The sequence below is a fragment of the Mesorhizobium sp. P160927 genome (genome assembly GCF_057766385.1).
Genome location: NZ_JBYMDW010000001.1, coordinates 3,701,585 through 3,718,931 on the forward strand (window position 1 = coordinate 3,701,585; position 17,347 = coordinate 3,718,931).

Here is a 17,347-nt window from a genome sequence, read left to right on the forward strand (position 1 = left end):
CCAGTCACGGCTTGGGGAGACGAAACCGCGCCGCCCGGGTGCCACGGCAAGACAGGACTTGTATCATCATGACGCAGACCGCGTTTCTTAATCCGTCGGATGCCGTGGTGTCGACCCACACCGGTACGATCGCCAGCGATCGGTTTCGAGTTCTCGACTCGTGGCGCGGCATCTGCGCGTTGCTGGTCGCGCTGTTTCATTTCCCGACCGCCTCGACGGTCTCGCAGAGCAGCTTTATCGGTTCGTCCTATCTCTTCGTCGACTTCTTCTTCGTCCTCTCCGGCTTCGTCATCGCCTCCAGCTATGCCGATCGGCTCGGCCGGACGGAGGAGGTCTGCCGCTTCGCGCTGGTCCGTTTCGGCCGCATCTATCCGCTGCATCTGGTCATGCTTGCCGCCTTTGCCGCCTTCGAGCTGTTGCGGCTGGTGCTGCCCCGGCTGCATGGCACGGGGGCTGCTCCCTTCACCGGCGGCTTCGACCTCAAGAGCTTGGCCGCCAATCTCCTTTTGCTGCAAGGTGTCGGCTTCGAGGATAGGTTGACCTGGAACGCCCCGAGCTGGAGCATCTCGGCCGAATTCTTTGCCTATCTGCTGTTTGCCGGCGTGGTCTTCGTCGCTGGCGCACGCGCCTGGACATGGTTCGTCGCCGCCGCCATCACCGCGCCGCTGTTCCTGCTCTGCTTCTCCACGCATCATATGGATGTGTCCTATGATTTCGGCTTCATCCGCTGCCTCTACGGCTTCTCGCTCGGCGCCCTGCTGGCCTGGTTTCAGCATGATTCCATTGCAAGGGCGCGACAGGTTCTGGCCGCGAACCGCCCGCGGATGAGCTGGACTGTTGCCGAAATCGTCATGGTGGCCGTCATCGCTCTCTTTGTCTCGCTGGCGGGCGACAATAACGCCGGCATTGCCGCGCCCCTGGTGTTCGCCTTGGCACTGTTTCTCTTCGCCCATGAAGGCGGCTGGATCAGCGCGTTGCTGAGGACGCCGTTCATGCTGATGCTCGGCGCGCTGTCCTATTCGATCTACATGGTCCACATCTTCGTTCAGGCGCGCCTGATCAATGTCGCCGGGCTGGTCGAGCGCAAACTCGGCCTCGGCCTGGTTGGCGACATCCTACTGCGTGGCGAGCCCGCGACCGGCTTTGGCGCCGGCTGGACGGGAACCGTGGCGATCGTCGTCATGCTCGCCGCCACCATCGCCGTGTCGTGGGTGACTTGGCGCCTGATCGAAATGCCTGCAATGGCCTGGTTCCGCAGGCTGTCGAAGCGTATCTGACTCGCGTCGCCGGCCGACCGCCAATGCATGTCGCCCAAAAGTGAGGTCGGTTTTGGCAAGACGGCAGGCATAGAAACAAGACCTAATGCATCTTGCCCGGAAGTATCCCCGGTTCCGGGACAACGACATGCATAATCAGAAGCTTACAGCAGGTCGGGCCAATCCAATTCGCCGCGACGTGCTGTAAAGCGCATCGCCTGAAACCGTTCGACGCGACGCGCTTTAGCCGGCTTCGTTCACGGGGATGTCACCGATGTCGCCTATCCCCGGCTCGATCCGGCAAGGAGCGATTCTCGATGCGGACGATCTGGCTGAGCCTTCTGCTTTCCACGGCACTTTCTGCAGCCTCCGGTCAGGCCTTGGCCGGCGAAACCCGCGCCAGGCAGATCCTCGACCGTTTCGAGCATGCCAATCAGTGGCGCGACCATATCATGGTGGCCGCCCATCGCGCCGGCAGCATGCAGGCCGGCAAGACGCTCTATGCGGAAAACTCGCTTGCCGCCGTGGAAGGCTCGATCGCGATCGGCGCCGAAATCGTCGAGGTCGACATCCGGCGCTCGAAGGACGGCGCGTTCATCGTCATGCATGACAGCTGGCTCGACCGCACGACGACGTGCAAGGGCGAGGTCATCAACTACACGCTGGCCGAATTGAAGAGATGCCGGCTGGTGATCGAGGGCACCCATGCCGTCACCAACGAGACCGTCTCGACGTTGCGCGAGATGCTGATGGCGACACGGGACAGGATCCTCATCAATCTCGACAACAAGCTCGAAGTCGGCGACCTCCCGGGCATGATCGCGGTGGCGCGCGACCTCGGCATGGCCGAGCAGGTTATCGTCAAGGAAAACCTTTGGAACCAGAACAGGATCAGCACGGTGAAGGCGGCCATGGCCGCGGCAGGCGGTGGCTTCCAGTTCATGCCGATCATCGCCGACGACGCGGTGCATGATGCCGGCTTCGCCTCGACGGTCGACCACGCTTTCGCGCCGCGCGCGATCGAACTGATCAACTGGCGGGCGGGCGCCGAGACGTTGACCGAAACCGGCGGGCCGCTGTTCAGCACGCGCATGCGCGCCGAGGCGGTAAGGGGTGACTGGCACATCTGGGCCGACACCTATGCCATCGTCAACAAACCAGGCGGCTTCCTCGCCGGCGGCCGTGGCGACGAACTGGCGGTCCAGGCCAGCTTGCCGCGCGAAACCTGGGGCTTCTGGGCCGATCGTGGCGCCACCATCATCCAGACCGACGAGCCGAAAGCGGCGATCGGCTGGCTTGCGGCGAATGGTTATCGGGTGCCCTATGCCGGCACGGGCGAACGCATCGAGCCGGCCGCGACCGCCAGCATCAATTGATCCGCCGCATCAAGCAAAAAGGCCGCCCGGAGGCGGCCTTTCGATTGTCTGGAACTTCGAAACGCTTAGCGCTTCGAGAACTTGGCCCCAAGCGCGCCTTAGCGCTTGGAAAACTGGAACGAGCGGCGGGCCTTCGCCTTGCCGTACTTCTTCCGCTCGACGACGCGGCTGTCGCGGGTCAGGAAGCCGCCTTTCTTGAGCACGGCGCGCAGCGCCGGCTCGTAATAGGTCAGCGCCTTCGAGATGCCGTGACGCACCGCGCCGGCCTGGCCGGAAAGCCCGCCGCCGACGACGGTGGCGATGATGTCGTACTGGCCCGAACGGTTGGACGCGATGATCGGCTGGTTGAGGATCATCTGCAGGACCGGACGCGCGAAATAGGTCGCGAATTCCTTGTCGTTGACGACGATCTTGCCGGAACCCGGCTTCACCCAGACGCGCGCGATGGCGTTCTTGCGCTTGCCGGTGGCGTAGGCGCGGCCCGACTTGTCGAGCTTCTGGACGTGGACGGGGGCGGCGGCCTGCGTGTTGGTATTGCCGGTGGCGGCGCCCAGTTCTGCGAGCGAGGAAAGCTCAGCCATCTTATGCGACCTTCTTGTTCTTGGAATTCAGCTTGGCCACGTCGAGGACTTCTGGCTGCTGGGCGACATGCGGATGCTCGGCACCTGCATAGACGCGCAGGTTCTTCATCTGGCGGCGGCCGAGCGGGCCACGCGGAACCATGCGCTCAACGGCCTTCTCGACGACACGCTCGGGGAAGCGGCCCTCGAGCAGCTGGCGCGCGGTGCGCTCCTTGATGCCGCCGGGGTGGCCGGTGTGCCAGTAATAGACCTTGTCGGTGAACTTCTTGCCGGTGAACACCACCTTGTCGGCATTGATGACGATGACATTGTCGCCGTCGTCGACATGCGGGGTGAAGGTCGGCTTGTGCTTGCCGCGAAGATGATTGGCGATGACAGTGGCGAGACGACCAACGACGAGACCTTCGGCGTCGATCAGGATCCACTTCTTCACCACATCCGCAGGCTTCTGCGAAAAGGTTGTCATGTTTTCTGCTCTCGGTTCTGACCTTCAAAGCGAAGGCGTTTCTTGTTGCTTGGATTGGCGAAAAGCGTTTGCCCGGTGCCAATAATAAAACGGCGGCCTTTGCGGGCCGCTGTTTCGTGAGGGCTTATAGGCGAGGGGAGGGATCGCGTCAAGGCGATAGAAAAAGCAGATAGCGAAGAAAAGTAAGCAAAAACAGTCATTTGTATAAAAGGTATTATTTTACCACGCTTGCCGGCGTACCAAACGCGCTGTCAACGCCAGCTTATTTTGCGACATCGCCGAGACGTTCAATCGTTACGATTGCCGCGGCGGGATCGAGTAGGTGCCCGTGGCATGCGCGATCGTGTGTCCTTCCGGGCCGGCGACGATGTCAATATCGAACACCATCAGGCTCTTGCCGAGCTTCAGGATGCGGCAATGGCCATCGATCGGTCCGGCCTCGGCCTTTCGCACGAAATTGATGTTGAGGTTCGTGGTGACCGAGAGCGCGTCCGGCCCGGCATGGCTGAGCACGCAGACATAGCCGCCAATGTCGGCCAGCGTGAACAGGGCGGGGCCGGACACCGTGCCGCCGGGACGCAAATGCCGTTCGCCGGCATTGAGCCGTACGATGCAGCCGCCTGGAAACACGTCGATCGCCTCGTAGGCGGCGGCACTCTCATTGAGTTGGGGAAAGACGGTTTCCATCAACAAATTGATCTGCGCAGCGGTCAGCACCGGCTTGAGGTTGGTGTGGGCGGGCATGTCGGTCTCTCGTTCTGCGCCAAGCCTGTATGGGCGCTGCCGGGTGTTTCTGGCAACATATACATCACCCTGGCGCAAGCGATGGGTGTTGGACGAAACCCGATCCGATATTAGATACTGCCAGCACGACCGGAATCGCGGAGACCTTAGCCATGGCCGAAATCCTTGCCATCAAGCCTGCTGCCGCCGACGAGGGCCCGGTCACGACAAGACAGGAGAAGGGCGTGCTGCGCCTGACGCTCGCCAATCCGCCCGCCAATGCCCTGTCGCTTTCGGTGATGGCGGCGCTCGTGGCTGAGTTGGAACGCGCCAAGGCGGACAAGGCGGTTCGCGTTATTGTGCTGTCGGCGGCGGGCAAGGTGTTCTGCGCGGGCCACGACCTCAAGGAAATGACCGCGCGGCGTGCCGATGCCGATCGCGGCAAGGCCTTCTTCGAAGAGACCTTTGCCGCTTGCGCCATGCTGATGCAGACGATCGTGCGCCATCCCTTGCCTGTCATCGCCGAGGTGGATGGTCTGGCGACAGCCGCCGGCCTGCAATTGGTCGCCAGCTGCGACTTGGCGATCGCCTCGCACGAGGCGACCTTCTGCACGCCGGGCGTCAACATCGGCCTGTTCTGTTCGACGCCGATGGTGGCGCTGTCGCGCAACGTCTCGCGCAAGCAGGCGATGGAAATGCTCTTGACCGGCGAGACGATCGACGCCGCGACCGCCAAGGAGTTCGGCCTCGTGAACCGCGTCGTGCCACGCGAGTACCTGAATCAGATAGTCACCAAATACGCGCAAACCATTGCTTCCAAATCCTCTTTGGTGATCAAGACCGGCAAGGAGGCTTTTTACGCGCAGGCCGAGATGGGCTTGGCCGATGCCTATGCCTATACCGGCCGGGTCATGGTCGAGAACATGCTGGCGCGGGACGCGGAAGAGGGCATCGGCGCCTTCATCGGCAAGCGCAAGGCGGAATGGACGGACGAATAGGATCATGGAACCGCGCATTTCCATTATCACCATCGCCACCGACAATCTGGATCGCGCCGTGCGCTTCTACGAGGCGATGGGTCTGAAGCGCCACGCAGGAATTACCGACGGCGTTGCCTTCTTCCAGATGGGCGGCGCCATCCTCGGCCTGTTCCCGCGCCCCAGCGCCGAGGAGGACTCCGGCATCACCTTCGCCCAGGCGCCCTCGGCGGTCTATCTCGCCTACAACACCCGCTCCGACGCCGAGGTCGACGAAGTGCTCGCCATGGCCGAGAAGGCTGGCGGCCATATCGTCAAGCCGGCTGGCCGCGCCTTCTGGGGCGGCTGGTACGGCTATTTCGCCGATGCCGACGGGCATGTTTGGGAGGTGGCGCACAATCCGGCCTTTCCGATCGCGGACGACGGCACGATTTCGCTGCCTGATTGATGGCCTACCGCAAGCAACTGACACGGCTCAAGGCACCGTACCTCAAACGGATTTTGCTCGATGCCGAGCGGGCGGCTGACTGGGAAAAATATCCCTGGAACCTGCCGCTGTTTCGCCGCCACGCGTTCGAGCTCGAATTCACCACGCCCATCACCATCATCGTCGGCGAGAACGGCACCGGTAAATCCACGCTGCTGGAGGCCATCGGCGCGCTGGCCGGTTATGACGAAGCTGGAGGCGGCAAGGGCTACCGGCCGGTCGACCACTCCCGCGCTGTCGACAAGAGCGGGGCCGCGCTAGCTGATGCGTTTCGTTGCCACTGGCTGCCGAAGGTTACTGCCGGTTGGTTCTTCCGCGCCGAATCCTTCTATTCCGTTGCCCGTTACCTCGACGAGGCGGCCAGGGAATCCGGCGGAATACCGCCCGACTTTCTGTCCTGGTCGCATGGCGAAGGCTTTATCCAGTTCTTCGAGGAGCGCTGCCGCAGGCAAGGCATCTATATTCTCGACGAGCCCGAGAGCGCGCTTTCGCCGACGCGCCAGATCGAATTGCTGAAGATGCTGCGGCGCATGGACCAATCGGGCACCGCGCAGGTGATCATGGCGACCCATTCGCCGCTATTGATGGCCTGTCCCGGCGCGCAATTGTTCCGCATCAGCCGCTTCGGGCTCGAGCCTGCCGACTTTCGTGATACGGACCACTTCCGCATGCTGCGCGATTTCAGCAATGACCCGGATGGTTTTCTCGCCGAGGCGTTGTATGAGGGCGAGACATGAACCACGACAGCTACGACAACGCCTATATCGGTGGCATCCTCAATTCGGTGAAGACGATCGCTATGGTCGGGGCGTCGGCCAATGATGTCAGGCCGAGCTATTTCGTCCTGAAATACCTGCTGGCCAAAGGGTTTTCGGTGTTCCCGATCAATCCTGGCCAAGCCGGCAAGGAAATCCTCGGCCGAATGACCTATGCCAGGCTGGCCGACATACCGGAGCCGATCGACATGGTCGATATTTTCCGCAATGCCGCGGCGGTCCCTGGCGTCCTCGACGAGGTGTTGCAACTCGATCCCTTGCCGAAAGTCATCTGGATGCAGCTTGGCGTGCGCCATGACGAGGCAGCCGCCCGTGGCGAAGCGGCCGGCATCAGGGTGGTGATGAACCGCTGCCCCAAGATCGAGTATGGCAAGCTCTCCGGCGAGATCGGCTGGACCGGCGTCAACTCCGGCGTCCTGTCGTCCAAGAAGCCGCTGATGCGCCAGGGCTTCCAGAGTTTCGGCGTGCGTCAGAAATAGGCGCGGCGCAGAGGCGCAAAATTATTCCGCTGAATGCCGCATTATCTTGCGGTGTGATCGGAGGACCGGCGCCGAAAGGTATTTTCTTCTTTGCATTCGCACGCCGCCTTCGCCAAGAATGCACGGCTAATTTAAGAAGTTCAAAGGGAGGTTTCAGTGACCCGTTCGCCCGGTTTCAACACGCTCGCCGTCCATGCCGGCGCCAAGCCCGATCCGGCGACCGGCGCACGCGCCACGCCGATCTACCAGACGACCTCCTTTGTTTTCGATGACGCCGACCACGCCGCTTCGCTGTTCGGGCTAAAGGCGTTCGGCAACATCTACACCCGCATCATGAACCCGACCCAGGCAGTGCTCGAAGAGCGCGTCGCGGCCCTCGAGGGCGGCACGGCCGCCCTTGCGGTCGCTTCCGGCCATGCCGCGCAGGTCATCGTGTTCCACAATCTGATGCAGCCCGGTGACAACTTCGTCGCCGCCAACAAGCTTTACGGTGGTTCGATCAACCAGTTCGGCCATGCCTTCAAGAATTATGGCTGGGAGGTGCGCTGGGCCGAAACCAACGACATCTCGACCTTCGAGAGCCAGATCGACGACAGGACCAAGGCGATCTTCATCGAGAGCCTGGCCAATCCGGGCGGCACCTTCGTCGATATCGAGAAGATCGGCGACATCGCCCGCAAGCACGGATTGCCGCTGATCGTCGACAACACGCTGGCCTCCCCCTATCTCATCCGGCCGATCGAGCATGGCGCCGACATCGTCGTGCATTCACTGACCAAGTTCATGGGCGGCCACGGCAATTCGATTGGCGGCGTCATTGTCGACGGTGGCACCTTCGACTGGTCGAAGTCGGGCAAATACCCGATGCTGTCGGAACCGCGCCCCGAATACGGTGGCCTCGTGCTGCACGAGACCTTCGGCAATTTCGCTTTTGCCATCGCCGCGCGCGTGCTCGGTCTGCGCGATCTCGGCCCGGCGATCTCGCCGTTCAATGCTTTCCTTATCCTTACCGGCCTCGAGACCTTGCCGCTGCGCATGCAGCGCCATTGCGACAATGCGATCACCGTCGCTGGCTGGCTGTCCAATCACCCCAAGGTCGCCTGGGTGAATTATCCCGGCCTGCCCAGTGGCAAGAACAACGCGCTACAGAAGAAATATTCGCCGCTGGGCTCTGGCGCCGTGTTCACCTTCGGTCTGAAGGGCGGCTACGAGGCCGGCATCAAATTCGTCGAGGCACTCGAACTGTTCTCGCACCTGGCCAATGTCGGCGACACCAAGTCGCTGGTCATCCATCCGGCCTCGACCACGCATAGGCAGCTTTCCGACGAACAGAAGGTCAAGGCTGGTGCCGGGCCGGACACGGTGCGGCTGTCCATCGGCATCGAGGATGTCACCGACATTGTCGCCGACCTCGAACAGGCACTCGCCAAGGTCTGACCTGATATGACCGCGTTTCTTTCCGTCGACGCCAAAAGCGTCGAGCCCGAATCCGGTGCGCCGGCGCCGGATCGCCTGATCTCGGGCGATCCGAAATTCCGCACCTGGAATGTCGAGGAGCGCGACGGCGGCCTCTATGCCGGCATCTGGGAATCGACCCCCGGCAAGTGGCGCATCGTCTATGACGAATGGGAGTTCTGCCACATTCTCTCAGGTGTTTCGGTAATCGCCGAAGAGGGCGCCGAAGCGCGCACCGTCAAAGCCGGTGACAGTTTCGTGCTGCGGCCGGGCTTCAAGGGAAGCTGGGAAGTGCTTGAAACGACTCGCAAGGAGTATGTGATCAAGCTTTGAAGCTTGATCACATTCGAGAATCCGATCGGATTTCCGGGCAACGCGCTAGCTAAAAATCGACGGCAAGTCGCTCCAGCCCATGGAAGTGGTAAGTGTCGCGGAAGCGTGGCTGTTCGGCGAGATGCAGTTGTGGGTGCCGCTCGAACAAGGTCCTCAGCGAAACCTGCAGTTCGAGGCGGGCCAGCGGCGCACCGATGCAGAAATGGATACCGGCGCCGAATGATACATTCTTCTGGTCGGTCCGCTCCGGCCGGAAGGCCCGAGGTCCGGCGAAGGCGTGCGGATCATGATTGGCCATGCCAAGCAAAAGTCCGATCGTCTGGCCCGGCCGCACGACGATGCCGGGCGCGATTTCGATTTCCTCGTAGGCATAGCGCATGAACATGTGCAGCGGCGCGTCGAAACGCAGGCATTCCTCGACCGTGGCTGCCGTCGCCTCCGGCGAGGTAAAGAAGCGGCGCGGGTCGCCGCCTTGTGCCAGGATGGAGTGGACGGCATTGCCTGTCTGGTGCACGGTTGCTTCATGGCCAGCGTTGAGCAGCAGGATGGCCGAGGAGACCAGCTCGTCCTCTGACAGTTTCTGGCCGTCCTCCTGAGCCGAGATCAGCAGCGACAGCAGGTCATCGCCCGGCTTTTTGCGCCGCTCGGTCACGTAGCCGCGCAGGAAATCGGAAAATTCGCCCGCGGCACGGTTGGCCGTCTCCTCGGTCTCACGGGTGCGGCCATGGATATACATCGCGACCATTTGATGTGACCAGTCGAGCAGTCGCGGCCCCATCTCCACCGGCACCCCAAGCATTTCGGCGATGATGGTGATCGGCAGCGGGGACGCGAAGGCCGGCAGGAGGTCGACGGCCTTGCCAGGTTCGAAACGATCGATCAATTCGTTGGCAAGCGCCTCGACGCGCGGCCGCAACCGTTCGACCTGACGGGAGACGAAAGCACGGTTGACCAGTGTTCTCAGGCGCGTATGCACCGGCGGCTCCAGCTCCAGCATCGAATTGGCTTCGATGCCGTCGAATGCCTCGAGATGGGTCCTGTCTCGGCCGACACCGCGGCTGTCGGGGATGCCGGCCGGGTTCTGGCGGCCGAAACGGCGGTCGCGCAACAGCCGGTTGACATCGCCGAAGCCGCCAAAGCACCAGAAGCCGAATTCTTCCCAGAAAAAAGCATTCGAAGCTTCGTGCAGGAAGCCGTAGGCCTCGTAAGGATCCAGGAAGAAAGCCGGTTCGCGGGGGTCGAGTCTGAGCCGGCGGGTGGCTGGATCGAAGGCCAGATAGGAGAGCGTCGATATGGTCATGCCAGACCCATAGCGCGGCTTGCCAGCCCGGTTCCAGACCGTATGTTGCGTCCGACAGCCCGATGCATTGAGCCAGCCAGTAGGGTTGCGGAAGGTCTGAACGGATGAATGTGATCGTTGTCGGCGCGGGTATCGCCGGTCTGTCCACGGCATGGTCGCTGGTAAAGGCGGGCCACGCCGTGTCGGTCGTCGAGCAGGGACCGATCCCCAATCCGCTGGCGGCGTCGGGCGACCATCACCGCATCATCCGCCGCGCCTACCGCGCTGGAACCGGCTATGGGCTGCTGATCACTGAAGCCTACGAGGCCTGGGACGAGATGTGGGCTGATCTCGGCGAGAACCACCTCGACGCGCGGGGCTTCGTCTGCGTTTCGCGCGAGCCCGGCGACGAGGCCGAGGAATACCGCGAGGGCCTTGAAGAAGGAAAATTCCCTTACGAATTGCTGGGACCGGACGCAGCCGTGGAGCGCTGGCCGTTCCTTGAGACCGGCTCGTTCCGCTACGCCTATTTTTCGCCCGAGGGCGGCGCGCTGCATTGCCGCGAAATAGCGGCTGGGCTGGCTAAATGGCTGCGTACCAATGGAGCCAATGTCTACGACCACAGCAAGGTGACGGAGATCGATGCCGAGGCCGGCCATATCGTGCTCGAATCCGGCGAGACGATGCAGGCCGACCGCATCGTCGTTGCCGCTGGCGCTTGGGTGCTGAAGCTATTTCCCGAACTCGGCGGCGAATTGAAAACCTTTCGCACCGCGCTCGCCTATGTCGACCCGCCAGCCGATCTCAGGGCCGCTTGGGAGGCGGCGCCCGTCATTCTCGATGTCGGCGGCACGACCGACGGCTATATGATCCCGCTTACGCGGGGTGCCGGCATGAAATTCGGCTCGGGCCTGCATAAGGTGCCGACCAGCGACGCCGACTGGAACCGCGAGCCGGTGCCCGGCGAGGGCGAGGCGATACGCAACCTGTTTTCGCCGCCGATCGCCCGCATCGAGGAGTACAAGGTGACCGAAGTGGTCACCTGCGCCTACACGTTCACCGAGGACGAGAAATTCCTGGCACATGAGACCGGCAAGTGCCTGGTCGTCTCGGCTTGCTCGGGCCATGGCTACAAGTTCGGCGCGGCGGTCGGGCGTCGCGTGGCCAAAGCCATTGGCGATGGCGATGTCGCCGGTCTTAAGGCCTGGCTGCGGGCCGAGGTGGCCTAAGCCTAGTCCTGGCAGTGCCTTGGAATATGCACCCGCCGCCAGCTGGATGACCCTTCGCGCACCAGCACGCGGCGGGGGACGGTCTGGTAGGCGGCGGGAATATCGATGACGCGCCTTTGCTCGGGCCGCACCAGCACCTCCTCGGCGATGCTGTCATATTGCGCCGGAATGACGACGCGCCGCGTGCGCTCGGGCTGGATCACCGCCGTCTCGGCGACGCGTTCATAGCGTGCCTTGTGCCAAACCTTGCACAACACGCGGCGGCCATGGATGACGCGCCATTCCCAGGAATAGCTGCCGCCATCGACCCTCACGGTATGGTAGACGGTCCTGGTGACCGCAGGCACCACCTCATACCGAACCTGGGCCGGCACAGTCATCACCACACGCTCGCGCGTGCCATGGATCGGCGGATCGTAGTCGACGATCTGCTGGCCAGGAGGGCTGACCATGACGTTTTCGTAGACGGTGTCGTAAACGGCCGGTGTGTGGACGTGCTCGTAGCATTCGACGGCGCGACCGCCGGCCGCCGTTTGCGAAATCGAGCCGAGCATGGTCAGCCCGGCAATGGTGAAGCATGCGGTTTTCCCAGACATGGCACTCCCCGTTTGAACTGTAGGCACAAGTTCAACGTTGAATTGTAGGGGACGCCGGTGCCGAGAAAAGCATTTTGGCGCATTTCCTTAAGCCACGAGGTTAAGAAACTGCTACCTTGGCGGAGCCGGCTCGGTATTTAGGTCGGCGTGGCATCAGCTGTTGCTAATTCTTGCCCGGAAGCTTGATTCGACTTACCCAGATGGCTAGGACGGGTCGGCCTTGCACAAGGATGAGCCGGCATCCTATTTACATCTTAACGATCCAGAACCGATTCTGCCCGAGCTGCCAGCCTGTCCGGCGCCGGAATCCCACCGCGAGACAAGAGATAACTGATGAAGAATCCCGTCGAAACCTATATGAACCTCGTTCCGATGGTGGTCGAACAGACCAATCGCGGCGAGCGGGCCTACGACATTTTCTCGCGCCTCCTCAAGGAGCGCATCATTTTCATCACCGGTCCGGTCGAGGACGGCATGGCGACGCTGGTCTGCGCGCAACTCCTGTTCCTCGAAGCCGAGAACCCGAAGAAGGAAATCAACCTCTACATCAATTCGCCGGGCGGCGTCGTCACCTCGGGCATGGCGATCTACGACACCATGCAGTTCATCAAGCCGGCCGTGTCGACGCTGTGCATCGGCCAGGCGGCCTCGATGGGCTCGCTGCTGCTGACCGCCGGCCACAAGGACATGCGTTTCGCCACGCCCAACGCCCGCATCATGGTTCACCAGCCGTCCGGCGGCTTCCAGGGGCAGGCGTCCGATATCGAGCGTCACGCCCAGGACATCATCAAGCTGAAGCGTCGCCTCAACGAGGTCTATGTCAAGCACACCGGCAAGAGCTATGAGGACATCGAGAAGACGCTCGACCGGGACCATTTCATGACCGCCGACGAGGCCAAGGATTTTGGCCTGATCGACAAGGTCATTTCGTCGCGCGAGGCGGCCGAGGGGGCGTTGGCATAAAGGCTAGTTGGCAGTTGGATGGCACCATCACGCGCTTTTGGCGTGTCTTGCGTCATTTCGGCCACAATTGGCTGTTCCCTCGGAGGTCGGGATTGCCTACGTTAAGGCTATGTTGATTTTCGACGGCTTAGCTTTGCGAGGGGAAGCTGCGAATCATTGCCACGTTTTCTGATTTGTGTTTCGTACGGAATACGTTGCGGGGGCCGGAAGACTGGCGGCGGCGGATTCCCGCGATAAATAGAGTATGCGCCCTTTCAGCCAGACCATCGGCGGGCGGCCATGAAAGGACATGAAAATGAGCAAGGTCGGCAACAACAGCGGTGATTCCAAGAACACGCTTTATTGCTCGTTTTGCGGCAAGAGCCAGCACGAGGTGCGCAAGCTGATCGCCGGCCCGACGGTGTTCATCTGCGACGAGTGCGTCGAGCTGTGCATGGATATCATCCGCGAGGAGAACAAGACCTCGATGGTGAAGTCGCGCGAGGGCGTGCCGACCCCGCAGGAGATCCTCAAGGTCCTCGACGACTATGTCATCGGCCAGCCCTACGCCAAGCGCGTGCTGTCGGTGGCCGTCCACAACCACTACAAGCGCCTCGCGCATGCCGGCAAGAACAACGATGTCGAGCTGGCCAAGTCCAACATCCTGCTGATCGGCCCGACCGGCTGCGGCAAGACGCTGCTGGCACAGACGCTGGCCCGTATCATCGACGTACCCTTCACCATGGCCGACGCCACGACGCTGACCGAGGCCGGTTACGTCGGCGAAGACGTCGAGAACATCATCCTGAAGCTGCTGCAGTCGGCCGACTACAATGTCGAGCGCGCCCAGCGCGGCATCGTCTACATCGACGAGATCGACAAGATTTCACGCAAGTCCGACAATCCTTCGATCACCCGCGACGTGTCGGGCGAGGGCGTGCAACAGGCGCTGCTCAAGATCATGGAAGGCACGGTCGCCTCCGTGCCGCCGCAAGGCGGCCGCAAGCACCCACAGCAGGAGTTCCTGCAGGTCGACACCGCCAACATCCTGTTCATCTGCGGCGGCGCCTTCGCCGGGCTGGACAAGATCATTTCGGATCGCGGCAGGAAAACCTCGATCGGCTTCGGAGCTGTCGTCGCCTCGCCGGAGGATCGCCGCACGGGTGATGTTTTCCGCCTCGTCGAGCCCGAGGATCTGTTGAAATTCGGCCTCATTCCGGAGTTCGTCGGCCGGCTGCCGGTCCTGGCGACGCTGGAGGATCTCGACGAGCCAGCACTGATCCAGATCCTGACCGAGCCGAAGAATGCGCTGGTCAAGCAGTACCAGCGCCTGTTCGAGATGGAAAATGTCGATCTGACCTTCCACGAGAACGCGCTTTCGGCGATCGCCAAGCGCGCCATCGAGCGCAAGACCGGCGCGCGCGGCCTGCGTTCGATCATGGAAGCGATCCTGCTCGACACGATGTTCGAATTGCCCGCGCTCGAAGGCGTGCGCGAGGTTGTGATTTCGGAAGAGGTGGTGACCGGCAGCGCCCGGCCGCTCTACATCTATTCCGAACAGAAGGAAAAGAAGGGCAATGTCAGCGCCTGATATGGCACCTGGCCCAATATTTTGTGGAACGGCGCCCCTGCGGCGCCGTTTTGCTGTGAGGGACCGGCAAACCTTCGGGATGGAGTGGATTGCGGACGATGTTAACTCTTGATCTTTGGCCCGCCTGCCTCCACCTAACACGAGAAGGCCGAGGTGCCCGATTTCTGTGCTGTAAAACTCCCGTCATAAACGGTGGTAGGCGGAACGATCCCCGGTCGTTAATATGAGATTCGCGGTTGGCCTGATGGTGGCCGCGACATGAAAGGTTGGACAATGGCCAAAATATCCAAGGCTCCCAGCGACGGCGTCTTCGCGGTCCTCCCACTGCGCGACATCGTGGTGTTCCCGCATATGATCGTTCCGCTCTTCGTCGGGCGCGAAAAGTCGATCAAGGCGCTGGAAGAGGTGATGGGTCAGGAAAAGCAGATCCTGCTTGCCACCCAGATGAATGCCGCCGATGACGATCCCGAGCCCGATGCGATCTTCGACATCGGCACGCTCGCCAATGTGCTGCAATTGTTGAAGCTGCCCGACGGCACCGTCAAGGTTCTGGTCGAAGGCGCTTCGCGTGCGAAAATCGTCTCCTTCACCGACCGTCCCGATTTCCACGAGGCCAAGGCCACGGCTCTGGTCGAACCGGAAGAGGAAGAGGTCGAGGTCGAGGCCCTGGCCCGCTCGGTCGTCACCGACTTCGAGAACTACGTCAAGCTGAACAAGAAGATCTCGCCCGAAGTGGTGGGTGCCGCCAGCCAGATCGACGACTATTCCAAGCTCGCCGACACGGTTGCCTCGCATCTTGCCATCAAGATCCCTGAAAAGCAGGAAATGCTGGCCACGCTTTCCGTCAAGGAGCGGCTGGAAAAGGCGATGGGCTTCATGGAAGCCGAAATCTCCGTCCTGCAGGTGGAGAAGCGCATCCGCTCGCGCGTCAAGCGCCAGATGGAGAAGACGCAGCGCGAATACTACCTCAACGAGCAAATGAAGGCGATCCAGAAGGAGCTCGGCGAGGGCGAGGACGGCCGCGACGAGGCCGCCGAGATCGAGGCTCGCATCAAGAAGACCAAGCTCTCCAAGGAGGCCCGCGAAAAGGCGGACGCCGAATTGAAGAAGCTCAGGACGATGTCGCCGATGTCGGCCGAATCGACTGTCGTGCGCAACTATCTCGATTGGCTGCTGTCGATCCCGTGGGGCAAGAACTCCAAGGTCAAGCAGGACCTGGCCTATGCGCAGAACGTGCTCGATACCGATCACTTCGGCCTCGACAAGGTCAAGGACCGCATCGTCGAGTACCTTGCCGTGCAAAGCCGCCAGAAGAAGCTGAAGGGGCCGATCCTGTGCCTCGTCGGCCCTCCCGGCGTCGGCAAGACCTCGCTCGGCAAGTCGATCGCCAAGGCGACCGGTCGCGAATTCATCCGCATGGCGCTTGGCGGCGTGCGTGACGAGGCCGAGATCCGTGGCCACCGGCGCACCTATATCGGCTCGATGCCCGGCAAGGTCATCCAGTCGATGAAGAAGGCCAAGAAGTCCAACCCGCTCTTCCTGCTCGACGAGATCGACAAGATGGGCCAGGACTTCCGTGGCGATCCGTCGTCCGCGCTGCTCGAGGTGCTCGACCCCGAACAGAATTCGACGTTCATGGACCACTACCTCGAGGTCGAATACGACCTGTCGAGCGTGATGTTCGTGACGACGGCGAACACGCTGAACATCCCTGCGCCCCTGATGGACCGTATGGAGATCATCCGTATCGCCGGCTACACCGAGGACGAGAAGATCGAAATCGCCAAGCGGCACCTGATGCCGAAGGTGATCCGCGATCACGCGCTGCAGCCAAAGGAGTTCTCCGTCGGTGAGGATGCGATCCGCGCCATCATCCAGACCTACACCCGTGAAGCGGGCGTCAGAAGCCTGGAGCGCGAGCTGATGAAGCTCGGGCGCAAGGCGGTGACCGAGATCCTGAAGACGAAGAAGAAGACGGTGAGCATCACGGCGGCGAACCTCGCCGACTATCTCGGTGTTCAGCGCTACCGCTTCGGCCAGGTCGAGGCTGACGATCAGGTCGGTGTCGTCACCGGTCTTGCCTGGACGGAAGTCGGCGGCGAGCTGCTGACGGTCGAAGGCGTCATGATGCCTGGCAAGGGCCGCATGACGGTGACCGGCAATCTGCGCGACGTGATGAAGGAATCGATCTCGGCGGCGGCCTCCTATGTCCGCTCGCGCGCCATCGATTTCGGCATCGAGCCGCCGCTGTTCGACAAGCGCGACATCCACGTGCACTTGCCGGAAGGCGCCACGCCGAAGGACGGTCCGTCCGCCGGTGCCGCCATGGCCACGGCTATCGTGTCGGTGCTGACGGGCATTCCGGTGCGGGCCGATGTGGCGATGACTGGCGAGATAACGCTTCGCGGTCGTATCTTGCCGATCGGCGGCCTCAAGGAGAAGCTGCTCGCCGCGTTGCGCGGCGGCATCAAGAAGGTGCTGATCCCGGAAGACAACGCCAAGGATCTGGCGGAGATCCCGGATAACGTGAAGAACGGCATGGAAATCATTCCGGTCTCACGCGTCGGTGAGGTGTTGCGCCACGCGCTGGTGCGGATGCCGGAGCCGATCGAATGGGTCGAACCGGTCAATCCGCCGGCTTCCACGGACACGAGCGATGACGCTGGAAAGTCGCTTGCGCATTAGTTTTTTCTAAGGTTGCAGCGCACAAACAGAAAGCCGGGCCTCGCGCCCGGCTTTTTCATGTGAAAAACCCCGGAATTCCGGGCTTTTTCCGCTTTTTTCCTGCCTTTTCGACTTGG

Annotated in this window: 17 protein-coding genes; 12 read left to right on the plus strand and 5 right to left on the minus strand. The window is 62.0% G+C overall.

What is annotated here, in order from left to right; genetic code table 11:
- Positions 1-68: 68 nt before the first annotated feature.
- Together AC3CB8_RS17935 and AC3CB8_RS17940 are read left to right on the plus strand one after the other, a co-directional pair.
- The gene (locus AC3CB8_RS17935) at positions 69-1,277 is read left to right on the plus strand and encodes an acyltransferase family protein (RefSeq protein ID WP_352563098.1); all 1,209 of its coding nucleotides are present in this window, start codon (positions 69-71) and stop codon (positions 1,275-1,277) included.
- Between the two features lie 296 nt (positions 1,278-1,573).
- Complete coding sequence (locus tag AC3CB8_RS17940; protein WP_352549074.1) at positions 1,574-2,632, plus strand: glycerophosphodiester phosphodiesterase family protein; 1,059 nt, start codon at positions 1,574-1,576, stop codon at positions 2,630-2,632.
- A gap of 98 nt (positions 2,633-2,730) precedes the next feature.
- On the opposite strand, the gene rpsI is transcribed toward AC3CB8_RS17940, so the two are convergent.
- The 3 genes from rpsI to AC3CB8_RS17955 all read right to left on the minus strand — a co-directional run bounded on the left by rpsI (position 2,731) and on the right by AC3CB8_RS17955 (position 4,423).
- Complete coding sequence (gene rpsI / locus AC3CB8_RS17945; RefSeq protein ID WP_015318209.1) at positions 2,731-3,213, minus strand: 30S ribosomal protein S9; 483 nt, start codon at positions 3,211-3,213, stop codon at positions 2,731-2,733.
- A 1-nt stretch (position 3,214) separates the two neighbouring features.
- Positions 3,215-3,679 carry a 50S ribosomal protein L13 gene (gene rplM / locus AC3CB8_RS17950; RefSeq protein WP_010915638.1) on the minus strand — a complete coding sequence of 155 codons (465 nt, stop codon included), beginning with the start codon at positions 3,677-3,679 and terminating at the stop codon, positions 3,215-3,217.
- 294 nt (positions 3,680-3,973) lie between these two features.
- Positions 3,974-4,423 carry a PaaI family thioesterase gene (locus AC3CB8_RS17955; protein WP_023773234.1) on the minus strand — a complete coding sequence of 150 codons (450 nt, stop codon included), beginning with the start codon at positions 4,421-4,423 and terminating at the stop codon, positions 3,974-3,976.
- A 152-nt stretch (positions 4,424-4,575) separates the two neighbouring features.
- Here AC3CB8_RS17955 and AC3CB8_RS17960 point away from each other — a divergent pair, with 152 nt between their 5' ends.
- From AC3CB8_RS17960 to AC3CB8_RS17985, 6 genes are all read left to right on the plus strand, one after another.
- Positions 4,576-5,400 carry an enoyl-CoA hydratase gene (locus AC3CB8_RS17960; protein ID WP_023773233.1) on the plus strand — a complete coding sequence of 275 codons (825 nt, stop codon included), beginning with the start codon at positions 4,576-4,578 and terminating at the stop codon, positions 5,398-5,400.
- Positions 5,401-5,404: 4 nt separating this feature from the next.
- Entirely contained in the window at positions 5,405-5,827 is a 423-nt protein-coding gene (locus tag AC3CB8_RS17965; RefSeq protein WP_352549079.1) for a VOC family protein, read from the plus strand.
- Positions 5,827-6,603, plus strand: a complete 777-nt coding sequence (locus AC3CB8_RS17970; RefSeq protein ID WP_352563099.1) for an AAA family ATPase — start codon at positions 5,827-5,829, stop codon at positions 6,601-6,603. The genes AC3CB8_RS17965 and AC3CB8_RS17970 overlap by 1 nt, the downstream gene beginning before the upstream one ends.
- Positions 6,600-7,121: a CoA-binding protein gene (locus AC3CB8_RS17975; RefSeq protein WP_352563100.1), complete on the plus strand. Its 522-nt coding sequence runs from the start codon at positions 6,600-6,602 to the stop codon at positions 7,119-7,121. Before AC3CB8_RS17970 ends, AC3CB8_RS17975 begins: the two co-directional genes overlap by 4 nt.
- A 156-nt stretch (positions 7,122-7,277) precedes the next feature.
- Positions 7,278-8,558 carry an O-acetylhomoserine aminocarboxypropyltransferase gene (locus AC3CB8_RS17980; protein ID WP_352563101.1) on the plus strand — a complete coding sequence of 427 codons (1,281 nt, stop codon included), beginning with the start codon at positions 7,278-7,280 and terminating at the stop codon, positions 8,556-8,558.
- Between the two features lie 6 nt (positions 8,559-8,564).
- On the plus strand, positions 8,565-8,909 hold the full coding sequence (locus AC3CB8_RS17985; protein WP_023783838.1) for a cupin domain-containing protein: 345 nt from the start codon (positions 8,565-8,567) through the stop codon (positions 8,907-8,909).
- Between the two features lie 49 nt (positions 8,910-8,958).
- On the opposite strand, the gene AC3CB8_RS17990 is transcribed toward AC3CB8_RS17985, so the two are convergent.
- The gene (locus AC3CB8_RS17990; RefSeq protein WP_352563102.1) at positions 8,959-10,209 is read right to left on the minus strand and encodes a cytochrome P450; all 1,251 of its coding nucleotides are present in this window, start codon (positions 10,207-10,209) and stop codon (positions 8,959-8,961) included.
- Between the two features lie 104 nt (positions 10,210-10,313).
- On the opposite strand from AC3CB8_RS17990, the gene AC3CB8_RS17995 reads away from it, so the two are divergent.
- Entirely contained in the window at positions 10,314-11,417 is a 1,104-nt protein-coding gene (locus AC3CB8_RS17995) for an NAD(P)/FAD-dependent oxidoreductase (protein WP_023773226.1), read from the plus strand.
- Positions 11,418-11,419: 2 nt separating this feature from the next.
- Here the strand turns inward: AC3CB8_RS17995 and AC3CB8_RS18000 are convergent, their stop codons facing one another.
- Positions 11,420-12,013 (minus strand): hypothetical protein, encoded by a 594-nt coding sequence (locus AC3CB8_RS18000; RefSeq protein WP_352563103.1) that lies wholly within the window; start codon positions 12,011-12,013, stop codon positions 11,420-11,422.
- Between the two features lie 333 nt (positions 12,014-12,346).
- On the opposite strand from AC3CB8_RS18000, the gene clpP reads away from it, so the two are divergent.
- The 3 genes from clpP (at position 12,347) to lon (ending at position 17,231) form a co-directional block, all read left to right on the plus strand.
- Positions 12,347-12,976 carry an ATP-dependent Clp endopeptidase proteolytic subunit ClpP gene (gene clpP / locus AC3CB8_RS18005; protein WP_015318198.1) on the plus strand — a complete coding sequence of 210 codons (630 nt, stop codon included), beginning with the start codon at positions 12,347-12,349 and terminating at the stop codon, positions 12,974-12,976.
- Between the two features lie 295 nt (positions 12,977-13,271).
- Entirely contained in the window at positions 13,272-14,546 is a 1,275-nt protein-coding gene (gene clpX, locus AC3CB8_RS18010; RefSeq protein ID WP_013532190.1) for an ATP-dependent Clp protease ATP-binding subunit ClpX, read from the plus strand.
- Positions 14,547-14,819: 273 nt separating this feature from the next.
- Complete coding sequence (gene lon, locus AC3CB8_RS18015; RefSeq protein WP_015318197.1) at positions 14,820-17,231, plus strand: endopeptidase La; 2,412 nt, start codon at positions 14,820-14,822, stop codon at positions 17,229-17,231.
- The last annotated feature ends 116 nt before the right edge of the window (positions 17,232-17,347 follow it).

Coding starts and splice junctions, on each gene's coding strand:
- AC3CB8_RS17935 (WP_352563098.1), top strand. CDS start 69: ATGACGCAGACCGCGTTTCTTAATCCGTCGGATGCCGTGGTGTCGACC.
- AC3CB8_RS17940 (WP_352549074.1), top strand. CDS start 1,574: ATGCGGACGATCTGGCTGAGCCTTCTGCTTTCCACGGCACTTTCTGCA.
- rpsI (WP_015318209.1), bottom strand. CDS start 3,213: ATGGCTGAGCTTTCCTCGCTCGCAGAACTGGGCGCCGCCACCGGCAAT.
- rplM (WP_010915638.1), bottom strand. CDS start 3,679: ATGACAACCTTTTCGCAGAAGCCTGCGGATGTGGTGAAGAAGTGGATC.
- AC3CB8_RS17955 (WP_023773234.1), bottom strand. CDS start 4,423: ATGCCCGCCCACACCAACCTCAAGCCGGTGCTGACCGCTGCGCAGATC.
- AC3CB8_RS17960 (WP_023773233.1), top strand. CDS start 4,576: ATGGCCGAAATCCTTGCCATCAAGCCTGCTGCCGCCGACGAGGGCCCG.
- AC3CB8_RS17965 (WP_352549079.1), top strand. CDS start 5,405: ATGGAACCGCGCATTTCCATTATCACCATCGCCACCGACAATCTGGAT.
- AC3CB8_RS17970 (WP_352563099.1), top strand. CDS start 5,827: ATGGCCTACCGCAAGCAACTGACACGGCTCAAGGCACCGTACCTCAAA.
- AC3CB8_RS17975 (WP_352563100.1), top strand. CDS start 6,600: ATGAACCACGACAGCTACGACAACGCCTATATCGGTGGCATCCTCAAT.
- AC3CB8_RS17985 (WP_023783838.1), top strand. CDS start 8,565: ATGACCGCGTTTCTTTCCGTCGACGCCAAAAGCGTCGAGCCCGAATCC.
- AC3CB8_RS17990 (WP_352563102.1), bottom strand. CDS start 10,209: ATGACCATATCGACGCTCTCCTATCTGGCCTTCGATCCAGCCACCCGC.
- AC3CB8_RS17995 (WP_023773226.1), top strand. CDS start 10,314: ATGAATGTGATCGTTGTCGGCGCGGGTATCGCCGGTCTGTCCACGGCA.
- AC3CB8_RS18000 (WP_352563103.1), bottom strand. CDS start 12,013: ATGTCTGGGAAAACCGCATGCTTCACCATTGCCGGGCTGACCATGCTC.
- clpP (WP_015318198.1), top strand. CDS start 12,347: ATGAAGAATCCCGTCGAAACCTATATGAACCTCGTTCCGATGGTGGTC.
- clpX (WP_013532190.1), top strand. CDS start 13,272: ATGAGCAAGGTCGGCAACAACAGCGGTGATTCCAAGAACACGCTTTAT.
- lon (WP_015318197.1), top strand. CDS start 14,820: ATGGCCAAAATATCCAAGGCTCCCAGCGACGGCGTCTTCGCGGTCCTC.